Origin of the sequence: Pseudomonas sp. RA_105y_Pfl2_P56, from assembly GCF_963970845.1 — a bacterium.
GTDB classification, from domain to species: Bacteria; Pseudomonadota; Gammaproteobacteria; order Pseudomonadales; family Pseudomonadaceae; genus Aquipseudomonas; species Aquipseudomonas baetica_A.
In genome coordinates this window covers 91,107-107,676 of sequence record NZ_CAXAPL010000013.1, presented here as the reverse complement: position 1 = coordinate 107,676, position 16,570 = coordinate 91,107, and the positions used below count along the sequence as shown (strand labels likewise).

The window sequence follows — 16,570 nt, the reverse complement described above, 5'->3', positions numbered from 1 at the left end:
CTGGGACAATTAACGCTGTGTTCAAAAATTACATCCTGACTATTACGAAGCCGATTGTGTCGACTCCAGAAATGCATTCGGCGCTGTGGTCAACAGCGCCGTGTGTGATTACTTGATCAGGCCTACCCGCGAGAAATTCGGCAGGTGGCTGAGTTTCGGTTCCGGCCAGCTCATCCAGACTGCAAAGGCCTTGCCGACGATATTCTGGTCGGGAACCATGCCCAACATGTCCTTGGGAATGTTGGGATCATCCCAGTAGCGACTGTCGTTCGAGTTGTCGCGGTTGTCGCCCATCATGAAGTAGTGCCCGGCCGGCACGGTCCACGAATGATCCGGGGTCGCGCGGTAGCGGCTCATTTCCTTGCGGATCAAGTGCTCGGCGGCGCCGAGTTTTTCCTGGTAGAGCTCAGCGCTGCCCAGGGTGCCCGGCTCGGAGCCAACCAACTGCTCGGCAATCGATTCGCCGTTGACGAACAGACGCTTGTCAGCGGTGTAACGCACGGTGTCGCCCGGCAGGCCGACTACACGCTTGATGTAGTTGACGCTCGGGTCGCTTGGGTAGCGAAACACCATCACATCGCCCCGCTGCGGATCACCGACTTCGATGATTTTCTTGTCGATCACCGGCAGGCGGATCCCGTAAGAAAACTTGTTCACCAGAATGAAGTCACCGACATCAAGGGTCGGTTTCATCGAACCGGACGGGATCTGGAACGGCTCCACCAGGAACGAACGCAGCACCAGCACGATGAACAACACCGGGAAGAACGACTTGCCGTATTCCACCAGCAGCGGCTCTTTGTTCAGTTTTTCGACCACCACCACATCGGGCTCGCCGACACTGCCTTGATAAGAGGCAATGGCAGCGCGTCGACGCGGCGCGAGGATCAACAGATCAAGCAACGCCAACAGGCCGCAGACGAACACGGCGATGACCAGCAACAGCGGGAAATTTAGTGACATAGGACCTGACTATTCCAACCTGAGCACGGCAAGGAAGGCTTCTTGTGGAATTTCCACGTTGCCGACCTGCTTCATGCGTTTCTTACCGGCCTTTTGCTTCTCGAGCAGTTTCTTCTTACGGCTGACGTCACCACCGTAGCATTTGGCCAATACGTTCTTTCTGAGCGCCTTGACGGTTGTCCGTGCAACGATCTGACCGCCAATGGCGGCCTGGATGGCCACGTCGAACATCTGTCGCGGAATCAGTTCTTTCATCTTCTCGGTCAACTGGCGACCTTTGTAGTGCGAGTTGTCACGGTGCACGATCAACGCCAGAGCATCGACCTTGTCGCCGTTGATCAGCACGTCCAGTTTCACCAGATTAGCCGATTGGTAACGATCGAAATGGTAGTCCAGCGAAGCATAGCCGCGGCTGGTGGATTTGAGACGGTCGAAGAAGTCCAGGACCACTTCGTTCATCGGCAGGTCATAAGTGACTTGCACCTGATTACCGAGGAACAGCATGTCGACCTGTACACCGCGTTTCTCGATGCACAGGGTGATGACGTTGCCCAGGTGTTCTTGCGGAACCAGGATGTTGGCACGCACGATCGGCTCGCGCATGTCTTCGATGGCCGAGACATCCGGCAGCTTGGAGGGGTTGTCGACGTAAATCGTTTCACCGGTTTTGAGCACCAGTTCGAAGATTACCGTCGGCGCCGTGGTGATCAGGTCCAGGTTGTACTCGCGCTCCAGGCGCTCCTGGATGATCTCCATGTGCAGCATGCCGAGGAAGCCGCAACGGAAGCCGAAGCCCAGTGCGTCAGAGCTTTCCGGGGTGTATTGCAGCGACGAGTCGTTGAGGGTCAGCTTCTGCAGCGCTTCGCGGAAATCTTCGAAATCGTCGGAGCTGACCGGGAACAGACCGGCGTAAACCTGTGGCTGGATGCGTTTGAAGCCCGGCAGTACCGGAACATCCGGGGTGGAGCTGAGGGTCAGGGTGTCACCGACCGGGGCACCGTGGATGTCCTTGATGCTGGCGATGATGAAGCCCACTTCGCCGGCCTTCAGGTCAACCGTGGCGGTGTGTTTCGGATTGAACACGCCGACGCTGTCGACCAGGTGGATCTTGCCGGTGGACTTCACCAGAATCTTGTCGCCCTTCTTCACACGGCCGTGGCGCACGCGAACCAGGGAGACAACGCCCAGATAGTTGTCGAACCAGGAATCGATGATCAACGCCTGCAGCGGATCTTCGATGTTGCCGGTCGGCGCAGGAATGGTGTGCACCAGACGCTCGAGCACTTCGTCGACACCCAGACCGGTCTTGGCGCTGCAGGTGACGGCGTCGGCGGCGTCGATGCCGATGATCTTCTCGATCTCGTCCTTGACGCGTTCCGGTTCGGCCTGTGGCAGGTCGATCTTGTTCAGGACCGGCATGACCTCAAGGCCCTGCTCGATCGCGGTGTAGCAGTTGGCCACGGACTGGGCTTCAACACCTTGACCGGCATCGACCACCAGCAAGGCACCTTCACACGCCGCCAGGGAACGGCTGACTTCATAGGTGAAGTCGACGTGGCCAGGGGTGTCAATGAAGTTCAGCTGGTAGGTGACGCCATCTTTGGCTTTGTAATAGAGGGTAACGCTGTGGGCCTTGATGGTGATCCCGCGTTCACGCTCCAGATCCATGGAATCCAGTACCTGGGCTTCCATTTCACGCTCGGCCAGGCCGCCGCACATCTGGATAAAGCGATCGGCCAGCGTCGACTTGCCATGGTCAATGTGGGCGATGATGGAGAAATTGCGGATATGACTCAAATCACTCACGGATCAACACTCAAAAAGGCTGCAGGCTTGGCCCGCCGAAAAATAGCCGGGAATTGTACCTGATACACGGCGCAAGCGTCACGTTCACCTGTCACCCGGACTGCATACAAAAACGCCCCGATCGGTTGATCGAGGCGTTTTCAGGGTTAAACGGCGGATGAAAGCTTGTTCATTAACCCGCTCGTCGCAGCAGCCAGACACCGGCCAGCGCACAGACTCCGGCCGGCACCAGCACCGCAAACAGCGGTGAGAAACCGAACACCAGGCTCGATGGGCCGAGCAAATCCTGAACGATGCGGAAGGTGAAGCCGACCAGCACGCCAGTGAAGACACGCTGCCCCAGGGTCACCGAACGCAGCGGGCCGAAGATGAAGGAAATGGCCATCAATACCAGTGCGGCGGTGACCAATGGCTGCAACACCTTGACCCAAAATGCCAGCCAGTAACGGCCGTTGCTCAGGCCCTGCTCCGCCAGATAGTGGATGTAACCCCACAGGCCGGTGATTGACAGCGATTCCGGAGCCATGACCACTGTGCTCAGCAATTGCGGGCTCAGGGACACATCCCAACGCTCAGTGGGCGTGTTTACAACCTCGGTGCTGCGGTCATGGAAAACGGTGGTTGCTACGTCGGTGAGCTCCCAGTGATCTTTATCGAACTCGGCCTTTTTGGCGAAGCTCGAACTCAGAAGATGGCGCTCTTTGTCAAAGCGATAGCGCGTCACGCCATACAACAGGCCATTGGGTTGAACGGCGTTGATGTGAATGAACTCTTCACCCTGGCGGTGCCACATACCGTGCTTGGCGCTTTGCGCGTCGCCACTGCCCTGAGCCAGCGAGCGGTTGGCCTGGGCCATGCTTTCGGTGGCAGGGGCTATGTACTCACCGATCAGCACGCCGGCCAGCATCAGCACCAGCATTGGCTTCATCACCGCCCAGACGATCCGGCCGATGGACACGCCGGCGGCGCGCATCACGGTCAGCTCACTGCTGCTGGCCAGACTGCCGAGGCCGATCAGGCAACCAATCAACGCTGCCATCGGCAGCATTTCATAGAGCCGGCGTGGCGCGGTCAGCAAAACGAACCCCAGGACATCAACCAGGGTGTAGGTATCGCTGACGTCGCCCATCTCATCGATAAAGGCGAACAGGGTCGCCAGACCGAGAATGATTGCCAGCACGGCGATGATCGCCATGAAGACGCTGCTGCCGATATAGCGGTCGAGTTTAACCACGAGCCACCTCCAGTGCAGCGGCGCGACGGCTGGCCATCTTCAGGCGCAACGGCTCCCAGTACAGCAGGCCGATACCGATGAACAGGAAGATCGCATGCACCCACCACAAGCCGAGGGCGGGTGGAATCTTGCCTTTTTCAAGGGCGCCGCGGGCGGCAATCAGGATGGTCAGGTAAGCCATATAAAGAAGAATCGCCGGCAGCAACTTGAGGAAACGCCCTTGACGCGGGTTGACTCGCGACAGCGGCACCGCCATCAGGGTCACGATAAACACCAGCAACGGCAGGGACAGACGCCATTGCAGTTCGGTTTTGGAGCGGATGTCGTCATTGCCCAGCAAGGTCGATGTCGGCATCGCATCGCGGTCAGTGACTTCTTCGCTGACGTCCGGCTTGGGCAGCAAAACACCATAGGTTTCGTAATGGATGGCGCGGTAATCGGCCAGCCCTGGGCTGCCGTCATAACGATAGCCGTCTTCGAGAATCAGATAGCGATTGCCGTCAGGACGAACTTCCTGACGGCCCTTCTCGGCCACCAGTACGGAAATCCCGCGATCCTTCTGATCGGCGCCGAGGTTCTTCTGCGAGATAAACACGCTGCCCAGATTGACGCGGTCATCGCTCAGCGTTTCGGTGTAGGTCACGCGGGTGCCGTCACGCAGCGCCTGGAAGCGACCTGGCTCGAGCGTATCGAATTCGGTAAGCGCGTCCTGCTTGTTGAGCAGCAACTGGAACTGGTTGGCACCTTGCGGGGCCAGGCCCAGGCTCAGCCATGCCACGACCAGTGCAACCAGGGTGGCCGGAAACAGCGTGATGCGAAACAGCTTCTGCTGGCTCATGCCGGTGGCCGAGAGCACGGTCATTTCGCTTTCGAGGTACAGGCGACCGTAGGCCAGCAGGATCCCGAGGAACAGGCCCAGCGGCAGAATCAGTTGCATGAACCCCGGCAGACGATAGCCCATGATCAGGAACAGAGAACCCGGATCGAGCTGGCCGGCAGCGGCCTGAGCGAGGTATTTGATGAAGCGACCGCTCATGATGATGACCAGCAGCACAGCACTCACAGCGCTGAGGGTCAACAGGACTTCGCGGGACAGATAACGGAAGACGATCAAACCAGACACTCCAGGGTTGTCAGGCTAAGGCGGCCAAACAAGCAAACACATCAACCGGCCCGCAAGGCAGAGCCGTCGAAAAAAGATGCGGCATTATCCTGTGATTGAGGGCGCCTGTCACTGCGCACACTCATCCGCGCGTGCAATCGGTTGAAGATCGTACAACCGAGGGTTGTCAGGCGCGGTGAGCGAGGTTCAAACTGCGGCCCTTGTCGCAGGCCTTGGCCTGCGCCTCTTCTATCTATAAGCAGGCGACTGCGAACACCGTCGAACGCCTGTGTGTTGATCATTCATTCAGGGATCCGGACATGGAACTGGTTGTAAAAAGCGTTAGCCCAGAAACGTTGAAAACCGCCACCCTAGTGGTTGCCGTCGGTGAAGGCCGCAAGCTCGGCGTCGCCGCCAAGCAGCTCGATGAACTGAGCGGCGGCGCGATCAGCGCGGTACTCAAGCGTGGCGATCTGGCCGGCAAAGTCGGCCAAAGCCTGCTGCTGCACAGCCTGCCGAACCTCAAAGCCGAGCGCGTGCTGCTGGTCGGTGTGGGCAAGGATGAAGAACTGGGCGACCGCCCGCTGCGCAAAATCGTTGCCGGCATCCTCAACACGCTGAAGGGCCTGGGCGGCAGTGATGCCGTACTGGCGCTGGATGAAATCATTGTCAAAAACCGCGACAGCTACGGCAAAACCCGTCTGCTGGCAGAAACCCTGCTGGACGGCGAATACACCTTCGACCAGTTCAAGAGCCAGAAAGCCGAACCCCGCGCCCTGAAGAAAATCACCCTGCTGACCATCAAGGCTGCCCAGGCCGAAGTGCAGCGCGCCGTGACTCACGCGACAGCGATCGCGAACGGCATGGCCTTTACCCGTAATATGGGCAACCTGCCGCCGAACATCTGCCACCCGACGTTCCTCGGCGAGCAAGCCAAGGATCTGGGCAAAGCGTTCAAGGATCTGAAAGTCGAAGTCCTCGACGAGAAGAAGATCAAGGCGCTGGGCATGGGTTCGTTCTACGCCGTCGGCCAGGGCAGCGCCCAACCGCCGCGCCTGATCGTCATGCAATACAACGGCGGCAAGAAATCCGAGAAGCCATACGCACTGGTCGGCAAAGGCATCACCTTCGACACCGGCGGTATCAGCCTGAAGCCGGGCGCCGGCATGGACGAAATGAAGTACGACATGGGCGGTGCTGCCAGCGTCTTCGGCACCCTGCGTGCCGTGCTCGAGTTGAAACTGCCGATCAACCTGGTGTGCATCCTCGCCTGCGCCGAAAACATGCCGAGCGGCAATGCCTCGCGTCCGGGCGACATCGTCACCACCATGAGCGGCCAGACCGTGGAAATCCTCAACACCGACGCCGAAGGCCGTCTGGTGCTGTGCGACGCCCTGACCTACTCCGAGCGCTTCAAGCCGCAAGCGGTGATCGACATCGCCACCCTGACCGGCGCCTGCGTCGTGGCGCTGGGTGCACACACTTCCGGCCTGCTGGGCAACAACGACGAACTGATCGAGCAACTGCTCAGCGCCGGCAAAACGGCCGACGACCGTGCCTGGCAACTGCCGCTGTTCGATGAGTATCAAGAGCAACTGGACAGCCCGTTCGCCGACATCGCCAACATTGGTGGCCCAAAGGCCGGCACCATCACGGCAGCTTGCTTCCTGTCGCGATTCACCAAGAACCTCAACTGGGCGCACCTGGACATCGCCGGCACCGCGTGGACCAGCGGCGGCAAGGACAAGGGCGCCACCGGCCGCCCGGTGCCACTGCTGACCCAGTACCTGCTCGATCGCGCCAAAGCCTGAAACCGCTGACGGGCGGCGGCGTCACTTTCAGGTGACGCCGTTTGCCGCTCTGGAACCGCAATGACCAAAGTCGACTTTTATATCCTGCCCAGCGCCGATCCTTCGGCTCGTCTGGACTTTGCCTGCAAGCTCACTGAAAAAGCCTGGCGCATGGGCCACCGCATCTACCTGCATTGCAGCGATGCCGCTCAGCGTGACGATCTAGATGCTCGCTTGTGGGCGTTCAAGGGCGAAACCTTCGTGCCCCACGGCCCGGCCGACAGCGAACCTGACGGTTTGATCGTGCTGGGACTGGGCGCTGACTGCGGCGAGCATCAGGACCTGCTGGTCAATCTCGACCTGAAAGTCCCGACTTTCGCCAGCAAATTCGCCCGGGTGGCGGAAGTGGTGGTGGAGGACCCAACCATACGGGCGGCTGCGCGGGAGAGTTTCCGTTTCTACCGCGAACAGGGCTATCCTCTGCAAGATCACCGTTTACAGCGACTCTGAGCATTGCGATGGACACTCCAAAACCGCAGCAAAAGTCCGCACACCTGCTGGACGATCTTGAATCAATCCGCCAGTTGCTCGGCGATGACAACCTGCAGCCACCGCTGCTGACCGACACGGTCGACGACGGTGAACAGGAACAGATTCCGATGTTGTTCGACTCAGCCGGCACCCAGCCGCCAGCCGTCGAACCGCCACCGGCTCCCTCTGCGACACCTGCCGCGCAACCTTCGGCGACCCTCGACAAAGGCCCGGATGCCCTGCTGCACCTGGACAGCGAACTGCGCGCCGCCGCACAGTTGATCATGCAAGACGTGATCGACGACTTCGCTCCCCACATCGAAACCGAGATCAAACGTCGCCTCGATGCGCGAATGGAACGGCTTTTGAGCCAATACGAATAACCACAAATCCCCTGTGGGAGCGGGCTTGCTCGCGAATGCGGTGTATCGGCCAGTGATGAGGGCGCCTGACACACCGCATTCGCGAGCAAGCCCCCTGTCACATTTGAAACGCACACCACCCTCCCCCGCTCGCCCTCGGCCCCATGCCCCGCTATACTTCCCGGCTTTTCCTGAATAAATGCCAATAGGGTCCCGCCGCGCATGGATAAGACCTACCAGCCGCACGCCATTGAAACTTCCTGGTACAACACCTGGGAGTCCGAGAACTATTTCGCACCGCAAGGCGCGGGCGATTCCTACACCATCATGATCCCGCCGCCGAACGTCACCGGCAGCCTGCACATGGGGCACGGTTTCAACAACGCGATCATGGACGCCCTGATCCGTTTCCGCCGCATGCAGGGTCGCAACACCCTGTGGCAGCCGGGCACCGACCACGCCGGTATCGCCACGCAGATGCTGGTGGAGCGTCAACTGGAAGCCACCGGTCAGAACCGTCATGACCTGGGCCGCGAAAAATTCCTCGAGAAAGTCTGGGAGTGGAAGGATCAGTCCGGTGGCAACATCAGCCGTCAGATCCGCCGCCTCGGCTCATCCGTGGACTGGAGCCGCGAGCGCTTCACCATGGACGACGGTCTCTCGGAAGCGGTCAAAGAAGCCTTTGTGCGCCTGCACGAGGACGGCTTGATCTACCGCGGCAAGCGTCTGGTCAACTGGGACACCAAGCTGCACACGGCGATTTCCGACCTCGAAGTGGAAAACCACGACGAGAAAGGCTTCCTGTGGAACCTCAAGTACCCGCTGGCCGACGGCGCGAAAACCGCTGAAGGCAACGATTTCCTGATCGTCGCGACCACCCGTCCGGAAACCATGCTCGGCGACTCCGCCGTCGCGGTTAACCCGAACGATGAGCGCTACAAAGCCCTGATCGGCCAGTTTGTCGTGCTGCCACTGGTTGGCCGCCGCATCCCGATCATCGCCGACGATTACTGCGATCCTGAATTCGGCACCGGTTGCGTGAAAATCACCCCGGCCCACGATTTCAACGACTACGAAGTCGGCAAGCGCCACAACCTGCCGCTGCTGAACATCTTCGACAAGAACGCCGCCGTACTGCCGGCCTGTCAGGTGTTCAACCTCGACGGCACGCTGAACGAAAGCATCGACGGCAAGATCCCGGCTGAATACGTCGGTCTCGACCGTTTCGAAGCGCGCAAACAAATCGTTGCTGCGTTCGACGCCGCCGGCCTGCTGGTCAGCGTTGACGACCACAACCTGAAAGTGCCCAAAGGCGACCGTTCGGGCACCGTGATCGAGCCGTGGCTGACCGACCAATGGTACGTTTCCACCAAGCCTTTGGCCGAGCCTGCGATTGCTGCCGTTGAAGACGGTCGCATCCAGTTCGTGCCGAAACAGTACGAAAACATGTACTTCTCCTGGATGCGCGACATCCAGGACTGGTGCATCAGCCGTCAGCTGTGGTGGGGCCACCGCATTCCAGCCTGGTACGACGAATCGGGCAAGGTCTACGTCGGCCGCGACGAAGCCGAAGTGCGCGCCAAGCACAACCTTGGCCCGGACGTGGCGCTGCAACAGGACAACGACGTGCTCGACACTTGGTTCAGTTCCGGTCTGTGGACGTTCTCCACGCTGGGCTGGCCTGAGCAGACCGAATTCCTGAAGAAATTCCACTCCACCGACGTACTGGTGACGGGTTTCGACATCATTTTCTTCTGGGTGGCCCGGATGATCATGATGACCATGCACTTGATGAAGAACGAGGACGGCACGCCGCAAGTGCCGTTCAAGACCGTTTATGTGCACGGTCTGGTGCGCGATGGCCAGGGCCAGAAGATGTCCAAGTCCAAGGGCAACGTCCTTGACCCACTGGACATCATCGACGGCATCGACCTGGAAACGCTGGTGCACAAACGCACCTCGGGCCTGATGCAGCCAAAACTGGCGAAGAAGATCGAGAAGCAGACCCGCGACGAGTTCGCCGACGGCATCGCCAGCTATGGCACCGACGCACTGCGCTTCACCTTCTGCTCGCTGGCCTCGACCGGTCGCGACATCAAGTTCGACATGGGCCGCGTCGAAGGCTATCGCAACTTCTGCAACAAGATCTGGAACGCCGCGCGTTATGTTCTGGACAAGGGCGAAGACTGCGGCCAGAACGGCGAGGCCTACGAGCTGTCGCTGGCGGATCGCTGGATCATCTCGCAACTGCAACGCACCGAAGCCGAAGTCACCCGTCAACTGGATCAGTTCCGTTTCGACCTCGCCGCGCAAGCGCTGTACGAGTTCATCTGGAACCAGTACTGCGACTGGTATCTGGAATTGTCCAAGCCTGTGCTGTGGGACGAAAACGCTCCGGTTGAACGTCAGCGCGGCACCCGTCGCACGCTGGTGCGCGTACTGGAAGTGGCGCTGCGTCTGGCGCACCCGTTCATGCCGTTCATCACTGAAGAAATCTGGCAGCGCATCGCGCCGCTGGCCGGTATTCAGGGCAAGACGATCATGCTGCAACCTTGGCCAGTGGCCAATGAAGAGCGCATCGATCCGGCTGCCGAGAGCGACATCGAGTGGCTCAAGGAGCTGATGCTCGGCACGCGTAACATCCGTGGCGAAATGAACATCGGCCCGGGCAAGCCACTGCCGATCTACCTGAAGAACGTCAGCGCCGAAGACCAGCGCCGTTTGACCGAGAACGAAGCGCTGCTCAAGAAGCTCGCGCGTCTGGAATCGATCACCGTTCTGGCCGCTGGCGAAGAAGCACCGCTGTCCGCCACCGCGCTGGTCGGCGAGATGGAAGTGCTGGTGCCAATGGCCGGCCTGATCGACAAGGCTGCTGAACTGGCGCGTCTGGACAAGGAAATCCTGCGCCTGCAGGGCGAAGTCCAGCGTGTTGGCGGCAAGCTGTCCAACGCAGGTTTCGTCGACAAGGCCCCGGCCGAAGTCATCGACAAGGAACGCGCCAAACTGGCTGAAGCGGAACAGGCTTTGGGCAAGTTGGCTGAGCAACGCGCGCGGATTGCCAGTTTGTAACGGCACATCGCAATGAAAAAGGGAGGCCACATTGGCCTCCCTTTTTTATTTCTGCAGCACGATACCCCTCTGTGGGAGCGGGCTTGCTCGCGAAAGCAATTCCACATCCAACCTATTTATGGACTGACATACCGCCTTCGCGAGCAAGCCCCCTCCCACAGTTTGAACGGTGTTGTCTTTAGATGTGGGACAATAGCCGCCACTTTCAGCCATACCCGAATCGACCACACCCATGAACGCCCCCCGCCCCCCGAAACCTGCGCGCAAGAAGCCTGAATCCGCGACCCCGGCCAAAGCCGTTGAGCCGCGTGAAAAGGCCAGCCTGCACCCGCGCAATCGCCATCAGGGTCGTTACGACTTCCCGGCACTGATCAAAACCACGCCGGAACTGGCGAAGTTCGTGATCATCAACCCGTACGGCAAGGAAAGCATCGACTTCGCCAATCCCGATGCAGTGCGCGTGTTCAACCGGGCGCTGCTCAAGTCGTTCTACGGCATCGAGCATTGGGACATTCCGGCGGACTACCTCTGCCCCCCGGTGCCGGGCCGTGCCGATTACGTGCACTTCCTCGCTGACCTGCTGGCCAGCATGAACGACGGCAAGGTGCCACGCGGTGCGATCGTCAACGTGCTGGACATCGGCATGGGCGCCAACTGCGTTTATCCGCTGATCGGCAACAGCGAATACCGCTGGCACTTCCTCGGTTCTGAAATCGATCCGACCGCCGTGGCGGCTGCCAAGGCTATCGTCCAGTCCAACGACCTGAACAAGGTCATCAAGCTGCGCCAGCAGGAGAACCGCAAGCACATCCTGATTGGTCTGCTGGAGCCGGGTGAGCGCTTTGACCTGACCATGTGCAACCCGCCGTTCCATGCCTCGATGGATGAAGCGACCAAGGGCAGCGAGCGCAAATGGCGTGCGCTGGGCCGCGCTGATCCGAAACGCAAATTGCCGGTGCTGAACTTCGGCGGCCAGTCGGCGGAGTTGTGGTGTGAGGGCGGCGAAGCACGCTTCGTGACGCAACTGATCGCCGAGAGCGCGAACTTCCAGCACAAAGTGCTGTGGTTCAGCACCCTTGTTTCGAAAGCCTCGAACCTGCCCGCCATAGAGACAGCGCTGAAAAAGGCCGGCGCGCTGGAAAGCCAGGTGGTGGAAATGTCCCAAGGGCAGAAACAGAGCCGCTTCGTCGCGTGGACCTTCCAGACCAAATCCGAGCAGCAGATCTGGCGCCGCGAGCGCTGGACGCGCTAACACTGCTCTACTTGCGGGAGCGGGCTTGCTCGCGAATGCGGTGGATCAGTCAATAAACATGTCGACTGACACTGCCCTTTCGCGAGCAAGCCCGTTCCCACATTTGATTTATGGTGTCAGTAAAAAACGGACACAAAAAAACCGTGCCCGGATTGCTCCGGTGCACGGTTTTTTTATCGCTGCGTCTTACTTGTTCACAGCGTCGGTCAGGCCTTTGGCCACAACCAGCTTGATCACTTTCTTGGCAGGGATTTCGATGGCAGCGCCAGTCGAAGGGTTACGGCCAGTGCGGGCAGGACGCTCGGTCACTTTCAGCTTGCCAATACCTGGCAAGGTGATTTCGCCGCCGTTTTCCAGCTGATCAGCAACGATTTGGCCCAGTTGGTCCAGAGCGTTACGCGCGGTGGTTTTCGGCGCGTCGATAGCTTCAGCGATGTCGGCGATCAGTTGGTCTTTAGTAAGAGCCATGTAGTGTTCCTTCCCTATCAAATTCATATGGATTGCAGAGTGCAGTGTCAGCCATCGAGCCCGATCTTCTGGATCTGGCACCCTCGGCGATAACCACGACGAGTCGGGGTTATAGATACCGAAATCAGGGTTTGGTTCGACCTGACAAATGCTGAATGCACGCTTAACGCAGTGACTTCGCGTAAGACCGGGCAAAACTAGCACAGAGGCGGGGAAATATCCGCTTCTAGCTACCCATTTGGTCAGCTTTATTGCTCTAAATCGGCAAAAAACTGCATAACCACCTTCGAGCCCCCCGGTTTTGCCCTTCAGCCCGCGCCAAAACCAGTGGTTGCGGTACACTGGGCGCTTTTTCGGGGGAGCCTGCCCTCCTCCCTTCCAACAGCCGAGAAGCCCATGCCGATCCGTCATTGCATCGTCCACCTGATCGACAAAAAACCCGACGGCACGCCCGCAGTTCTGCACGCCCGTGACTCTGAACTGGCTGAGTCCGCGGCCATCGAGAACATGCTCGCCGACCTCAACGAGAGCTATAACGCCAAACAGGGCAAAGCCTGGGGCCTGTTCCATCCGGAATCCGGTGCATTCCCGTTCAGCGGCTGGCTGAAGGAATACATGGAGGGCGCTCACGACTTCACCGCGTTCAGCAAAGTCGCGGTCGAACATCTGCAAAAGCTGATGGAAGAGTCGAACCTGTCAGTCGGCGGCCACGTGCTGTTCGCCCACTACCAGCAAGGCATGACCGACTACCTGGCCATCGCCCTGCTGCACCACAGCGAAGGCGTGGCGGTGACCGATGAGCTGGACGTGACGCCGTCGCGCCACCTCGACCTCGGTCAACTGCACCTCGCGGCGCGGATCAACGTCTCCGAGTGGCAGAACAACAAACAGTCCAAGCAGTACATCTCGTTCATCAAAGGCAAAAACGGCAAGAAGGTCTCGGAATACTTCCGCGACTTCATTGGCTGCCAGGAGGGCGTCGATGGCCCGGGCGAAACCCGCACCCTGCTCAAGGCGTTCAGCGACTTCGTCGAGAGCGAAGACCTGCCGGAAGATTCGGCCCGAGAGAAAACCAAGACACTGGTGGATTACGCCAGCAGCCAGGCCAAGCTCGGCGAACCGATGGGCCTGGAAGAGCTGTCGGAGTTGATCGACGAAGAACGTCCGAAGGCCTTCTACGATCACATCCGCAACAAGGATTACGGCCTCTCGCCGGAGATTCCGGCAGACAAACGCACCTTGAATCAATTCCGCCGTTTCACCGGCCGCGCCGAGGGCCTGTCGATCAGTTTCGAAGCGCACTTGCTGGGCTCCAAGATCGAGTACGACGAAGAGGCCGGCACCCTGGTCATCAAGGGCCTGCCGACGTCGCTCACCGATCAGCTGAAGCGCCGCAACTGATGCTCGCCAATGTACTGAAGAAGGTCGCGCTGGTTCTGCTCGTGGTGGTGGTCTATCAGAACTGGGGCAAGATCGAGCGGGTTTTCAATCCGTCACAAATGGTTTCCGAGCAGACCCGTGCCAGTGCCCATGTCGTGCTGTATGCGACCGACTGGTGCGGCTACTGCAAGCAGACCAAGCGCTTTCTCGACAGCAAGGGCATTGCGTTCAAGGAATTCGATATCGAGAAGGATGCCGAAGCGCGCAAGGCGTATGAGGCATTGGGTGGGCGCGGGATTCCATTGATCGACGTGAATGGCACGTTGATTCGCGGATTCGACCCGGACGAAATCCTCGCTGCCCTGAAATGAATGTGGGAGCAAACGCGCTCCCACGGGTTTTGCAGATGACGGGGTGAATCAGCGCGCTTCGATACGGAAACCCAAGCGTGGGAAGTGCACATGCACCACACCAGCGCGTGGGTCTTCGCGACGAAGGATCAACTCTTCACTGCCTGCAAACAACAACTCCCCAACCACCGGATCAACCCCGTAATCCGTCGCGGCAATTGCCACTGGCTGCCCGGCCTTGAAGCCGTTCGGGTCTTCGAATTGCTCACTTGGCAGCGCTTGTGGCGTCGAGTTACGTGCAACCTCCAGCGCCTCCTCGGCCGTCATCTCGCTCGCGGCGCCATGGCCAAAGCCCAAGACGCGGCCCACCCATGCTGACACCGCCGGATACTCATCCACCAGCGGCGCGGTGACAGGCGTCGCCTTGAGGAACCACATCGGGTGCACCAGGGCGAAGTCAGCAATCGATGGCTCACCAAACAGATAGTCACCCTGCTCGCGCTGCAACTGCTGCTCCAGGCGCGCCATGATCGTCGGCCATTGGTGTTTGGCCAGTTCGGTAGACAAACGCGTAGCGCTGCCACCGCTGAACAACCCGGCACGGTCTGCCAGAAAGGCCTTGATGGCTTCCGGCGGCAGTTTGCCGAAACGCACCGCCACCGATTCAGGTTGAAACACCAGGCTGACCGCATGTTGGAATACCACCGAATCCGCCCATGCAGCGAAACTGGCGGTAATCATTTCCTGACCTTCAGGGAAAAATGCCGGCAGGGCTTTCTCCTGCTCCAGACGACGGGCGATCAGCGAAGTGTCGCAGTAGATGTCAGCGCCAATCTGCAGCACCGGCGTTTTACGGTAACCACCGGTCAGGGCCGTCAGGTCAGGCTTGGGCATCACCGGCGAAATATGCACCGAGCGCCACGACAAGCCTTTGAACCCCAACAGCAGGCGGGCCTTTTCGGCAAATGGGGAGGTCGGGTAATGATGCAGAATCAACTCGGACATGCTCGGCTCCGCCGCTCAGATAATGAGTCGGCAGCTTAGCGCGCATTGGCTTGGCAGCCTACAGGTCTGGCTGATGGGAACCAATCAGTCGGATTGATAAGAGCTCTGACGTGATCGCGTCATCGATACATGGCATCAGGGCATTGCCTGACAGATAACGCCATGGAACTCGTCGGTAGTTACACGCAATATTTCGAGCTCGTTTAAAGACACTCAGTGTTACGCGCAAAGGCCCACAAATTCTTGCGCCGCTGCCTACGCGTACGCCAGAATCCGCCGGCTTGTGCGCCTTGGACTGGCTGCGTAACTTGGAACCGTCACTGATTTCCAGTGATCGAGCTTAGCGGCTCAGCTAGTCACTACGGTTGCACATGTCTATCCAGTCGGGCATTCGCCTGCACTTGATGGTGGGTGTGCGCATGGCACCTTCGGGTGCGCCGGGTTTTGGTGACTACCGGTCCGCTAACTTGCGCATAGCCGCCACCCTTTCGCTTAGCGGCTTAGGGCTTGCGGCCTCACAGAAGTTAGTCACGATGTTTAAATTAACGCTAAACCCACCGATCATAGACCCGGCAACCATCACCCATCCGACGTCGCCATACGAATCCCCCGATTCGAGAAAACTCAACGAAGCCGCCGAACGCGCACTCGACCATTATTTAGGTCCACCGAAGGCCCGGATCATGGCCCCCCCCCTATCAACCCAACCGTCTCTACATGGCCAACCCGCAATCGGACGCCGAATCCCTGTTGGTCGACGCGTGCGAAACCTTGGGATCGGCGAGTGTGATGCTCAATGATTTTGCCCGCCAGTTAGAAGGGCCCCGCCGTAAAACACTGCAAGGCATAGCGCAAATCGTCATGGTGGCGAGATGGCAGTCAATCCGGTTGTGGATAAATTAGTACCCACTGAGTAAATGAAATTAGTGGCGAGAGGTGTACTCTCGCCACTATGGTAAAGACCTAAGTTGCTCAAATAAATCATGTTGTTTTTTCGCGTGGCAAAGCTCGTAGTCGGTCGAACAGTAGGCGATGAACCGCTTGAGCAGGCGGATTGAGTGTGTGTGAAAATGTAAGATTAGTGACCAAAGTATGCCCTCATGCAGTCGAGCCGCATTGACAGTAAAGTCGAGCGAACTCCAATGAAAGCTCTTCTCGAGAAACAATCCGACCTTTCTCATCACAGGCTTTGCAGTTCACCGTCATTTAGACCGACTCAGACATGACCAAACCTAAATTCTAACACCATTAAATCCAC

13 protein-coding genes and 1 pseudogene are annotated in these 16,570 nt (G+C 59.0%); 8 read left to right on the top strand and 6 right to left on the bottom strand.

Translation table 11 applies throughout. The features are described 5' to 3' along the window. Positions 1-108: 108 nt before the first annotated feature. The 4 genes from lepB to lptF all read right to left on the bottom strand — a co-directional run bounded on the left by lepB (position 109) and on the right by lptF (position 5,117). A complete protein-coding gene (lepB, locus tag AACY11_RS11620; RefSeq protein ID WP_339432102.1) occupies positions 109-963 on the bottom strand; it encodes a signal peptidase I in 855 nt (284 codons plus the stop codon). A 9-nt stretch (positions 964-972) separates the two neighbouring features. Then, positions 973-2,769: a translation elongation factor 4 gene (gene lepA, locus AACY11_RS11615; RefSeq protein ID WP_339432101.1), complete on the bottom strand. Its 1,797-nt coding sequence runs from the start codon at positions 2,767-2,769 to the stop codon at positions 973-975. 172 nt (positions 2,770-2,941) lie between these two features. After that, positions 2,942-4,003, bottom strand: a complete 1,062-nt coding sequence (lptG, locus tag AACY11_RS11610; RefSeq protein WP_339432100.1) for an LPS export ABC transporter permease LptG — start codon at positions 4,001-4,003, stop codon at positions 2,942-2,944. Continuing rightward, complete coding sequence (lptF, locus tag AACY11_RS11605) at positions 3,996-5,117, bottom strand: LPS export ABC transporter permease LptF (RefSeq protein WP_221729917.1); 1,122 nt, start codon at positions 5,115-5,117, stop codon at positions 3,996-3,998. Before lptF ends, lptG begins: the two co-directional genes overlap by 8 nt. 308 nt (positions 5,118-5,425) lie before the next feature. On the opposite strand from lptF, the gene AACY11_RS11600 reads away from it, so the two are divergent. The 5 genes from AACY11_RS11600 (at position 5,426) to rlmF (ending at position 12,109) form a co-directional block, all read left to right on the top strand. Then, positions 5,426-6,916, top strand: a complete 1,491-nt coding sequence (locus AACY11_RS11600; protein WP_339494805.1) for a leucyl aminopeptidase — start codon at positions 5,426-5,428, stop codon at positions 6,914-6,916. Between the two features lie 60 nt (positions 6,917-6,976). Further along, positions 6,977-7,405, top strand: a complete 429-nt coding sequence (locus tag AACY11_RS11595) for a DNA polymerase III subunit chi (protein ID WP_221729919.1) — start codon at positions 6,977-6,979, stop codon at positions 7,403-7,405. A gap of 8 nt (positions 7,406-7,413) precedes the next feature. Then, the gene (locus tag AACY11_RS11590; RefSeq protein ID WP_339432098.1) at positions 7,414-7,809 is read left to right on the top strand and encodes a DNA polymerase III subunit chi; all 396 of its coding nucleotides are present in this window, start codon (positions 7,414-7,416) and stop codon (positions 7,807-7,809) included. 201 nt (positions 7,810-8,010) lie between these two features. Further along, positions 8,011-10,857 carry a valine--tRNA ligase gene (locus AACY11_RS11585; RefSeq protein ID WP_339494804.1) on the top strand — a complete coding sequence of 949 codons (2,847 nt, stop codon included), beginning with the start codon at positions 8,011-8,013 and terminating at the stop codon, positions 10,855-10,857. 232 nt (positions 10,858-11,089) lie between these two features. Further along, positions 11,090-12,109, top strand: coding sequence for a 23S rRNA (adenine(1618)-N(6))-methyltransferase RlmF (gene rlmF, locus AACY11_RS11580; protein ID WP_339432096.1), 1,020 nt, complete (start codon positions 11,090-11,092; stop codon positions 12,107-12,109). Between the two features lie 186 nt (positions 12,110-12,295). Here the strand turns inward: rlmF and AACY11_RS11575 are convergent, their stop codons facing one another. Next, positions 12,296-12,577: an HU family DNA-binding protein gene (locus tag AACY11_RS11575; RefSeq protein ID WP_003221909.1), complete on the bottom strand. Its 282-nt coding sequence runs from the start codon at positions 12,575-12,577 to the stop codon at positions 12,296-12,298. A 396-nt stretch (positions 12,578-12,973) separates the two neighbouring features. Here AACY11_RS11575 and yejK point away from each other — a divergent pair, with 396 nt between their 5' ends. Continuing rightward, positions 12,974-13,978, top strand: coding sequence for a nucleoid-associated protein YejK (gene yejK / locus AACY11_RS11570; protein ID WP_339432095.1), 1,005 nt, complete (start codon positions 12,974-12,976; stop codon positions 13,976-13,978). After that, positions 13,978-14,328 (top strand): glutaredoxin family protein, encoded by a 351-nt coding sequence (locus AACY11_RS11565; protein ID WP_339432094.1) that lies wholly within the window; start codon positions 13,978-13,980, stop codon positions 14,326-14,328. The genes yejK and AACY11_RS11565 overlap by 1 nt, the downstream gene beginning before the upstream one ends. Positions 14,329-14,376: 48 nt before the next feature. On the opposite strand, the gene AACY11_RS11560 is transcribed toward AACY11_RS11565, so the two are convergent. After that, on the bottom strand, positions 14,377-15,312 hold the full coding sequence (locus tag AACY11_RS11560) for a glutathione S-transferase family protein (protein WP_339494803.1): 936 nt from the start codon (positions 15,310-15,312) through the stop codon (positions 14,377-14,379). 533 nt (positions 15,313-15,845) lie between these two features. Between AACY11_RS11560 and AACY11_RS11555 the strand changes: the two are divergent. Further along, positions 15,846-16,229, top strand: a pseudogene (locus tag AACY11_RS11555) (DUF6124 family protein). Positions 16,230-16,570 lie beyond the last annotated feature (341 nt).

Coding starts and splice junctions, on each gene's coding strand:
- AACY11_RS11565 (WP_339432094.1), top strand. CDS start 13,978: ATGCTCGCCAATGTACTGAAGAAGGTCGCGCTGGTTCTGCTCGTGGTG.
- rlmF (WP_339432096.1), top strand. CDS start 11,090: ATGAACGCCCCCCGCCCCCCGAAACCTGCGCGCAAGAAGCCTGAATCC.
- AACY11_RS11585 (WP_339494804.1), top strand. CDS start 8,011: ATGGATAAGACCTACCAGCCGCACGCCATTGAAACTTCCTGGTACAAC.
- AACY11_RS11590 (WP_339432098.1), top strand. CDS start 7,414: ATGGACACTCCAAAACCGCAGCAAAAGTCCGCACACCTGCTGGACGAT.
- AACY11_RS11595 (WP_221729919.1), top strand. CDS start 6,977: ATGACCAAAGTCGACTTTTATATCCTGCCCAGCGCCGATCCTTCGGCT.
- yejK (WP_339432095.1), top strand. CDS start 12,974: ATGCCGATCCGTCATTGCATCGTCCACCTGATCGACAAAAAACCCGAC.
- AACY11_RS11575 (WP_003221909.1), bottom strand. CDS start 12,577: ATGGCTCTTACTAAAGACCAACTGATCGCCGACATCGCTGAAGCTATC.
- AACY11_RS11600 (WP_339494805.1), top strand. CDS start 5,426: ATGGAACTGGTTGTAAAAAGCGTTAGCCCAGAAACGTTGAAAACCGCC.
- AACY11_RS11560 (WP_339494803.1), bottom strand. CDS start 15,312: ATGTCCGAGTTGATTCTGCATCATTACCCGACCTCCCCATTTGCCGAA.
- lepB (WP_339432102.1), bottom strand. CDS start 963: ATGTCACTAAATTTCCCGCTGTTGCTGGTCATCGCCGTGTTCGTCTGC.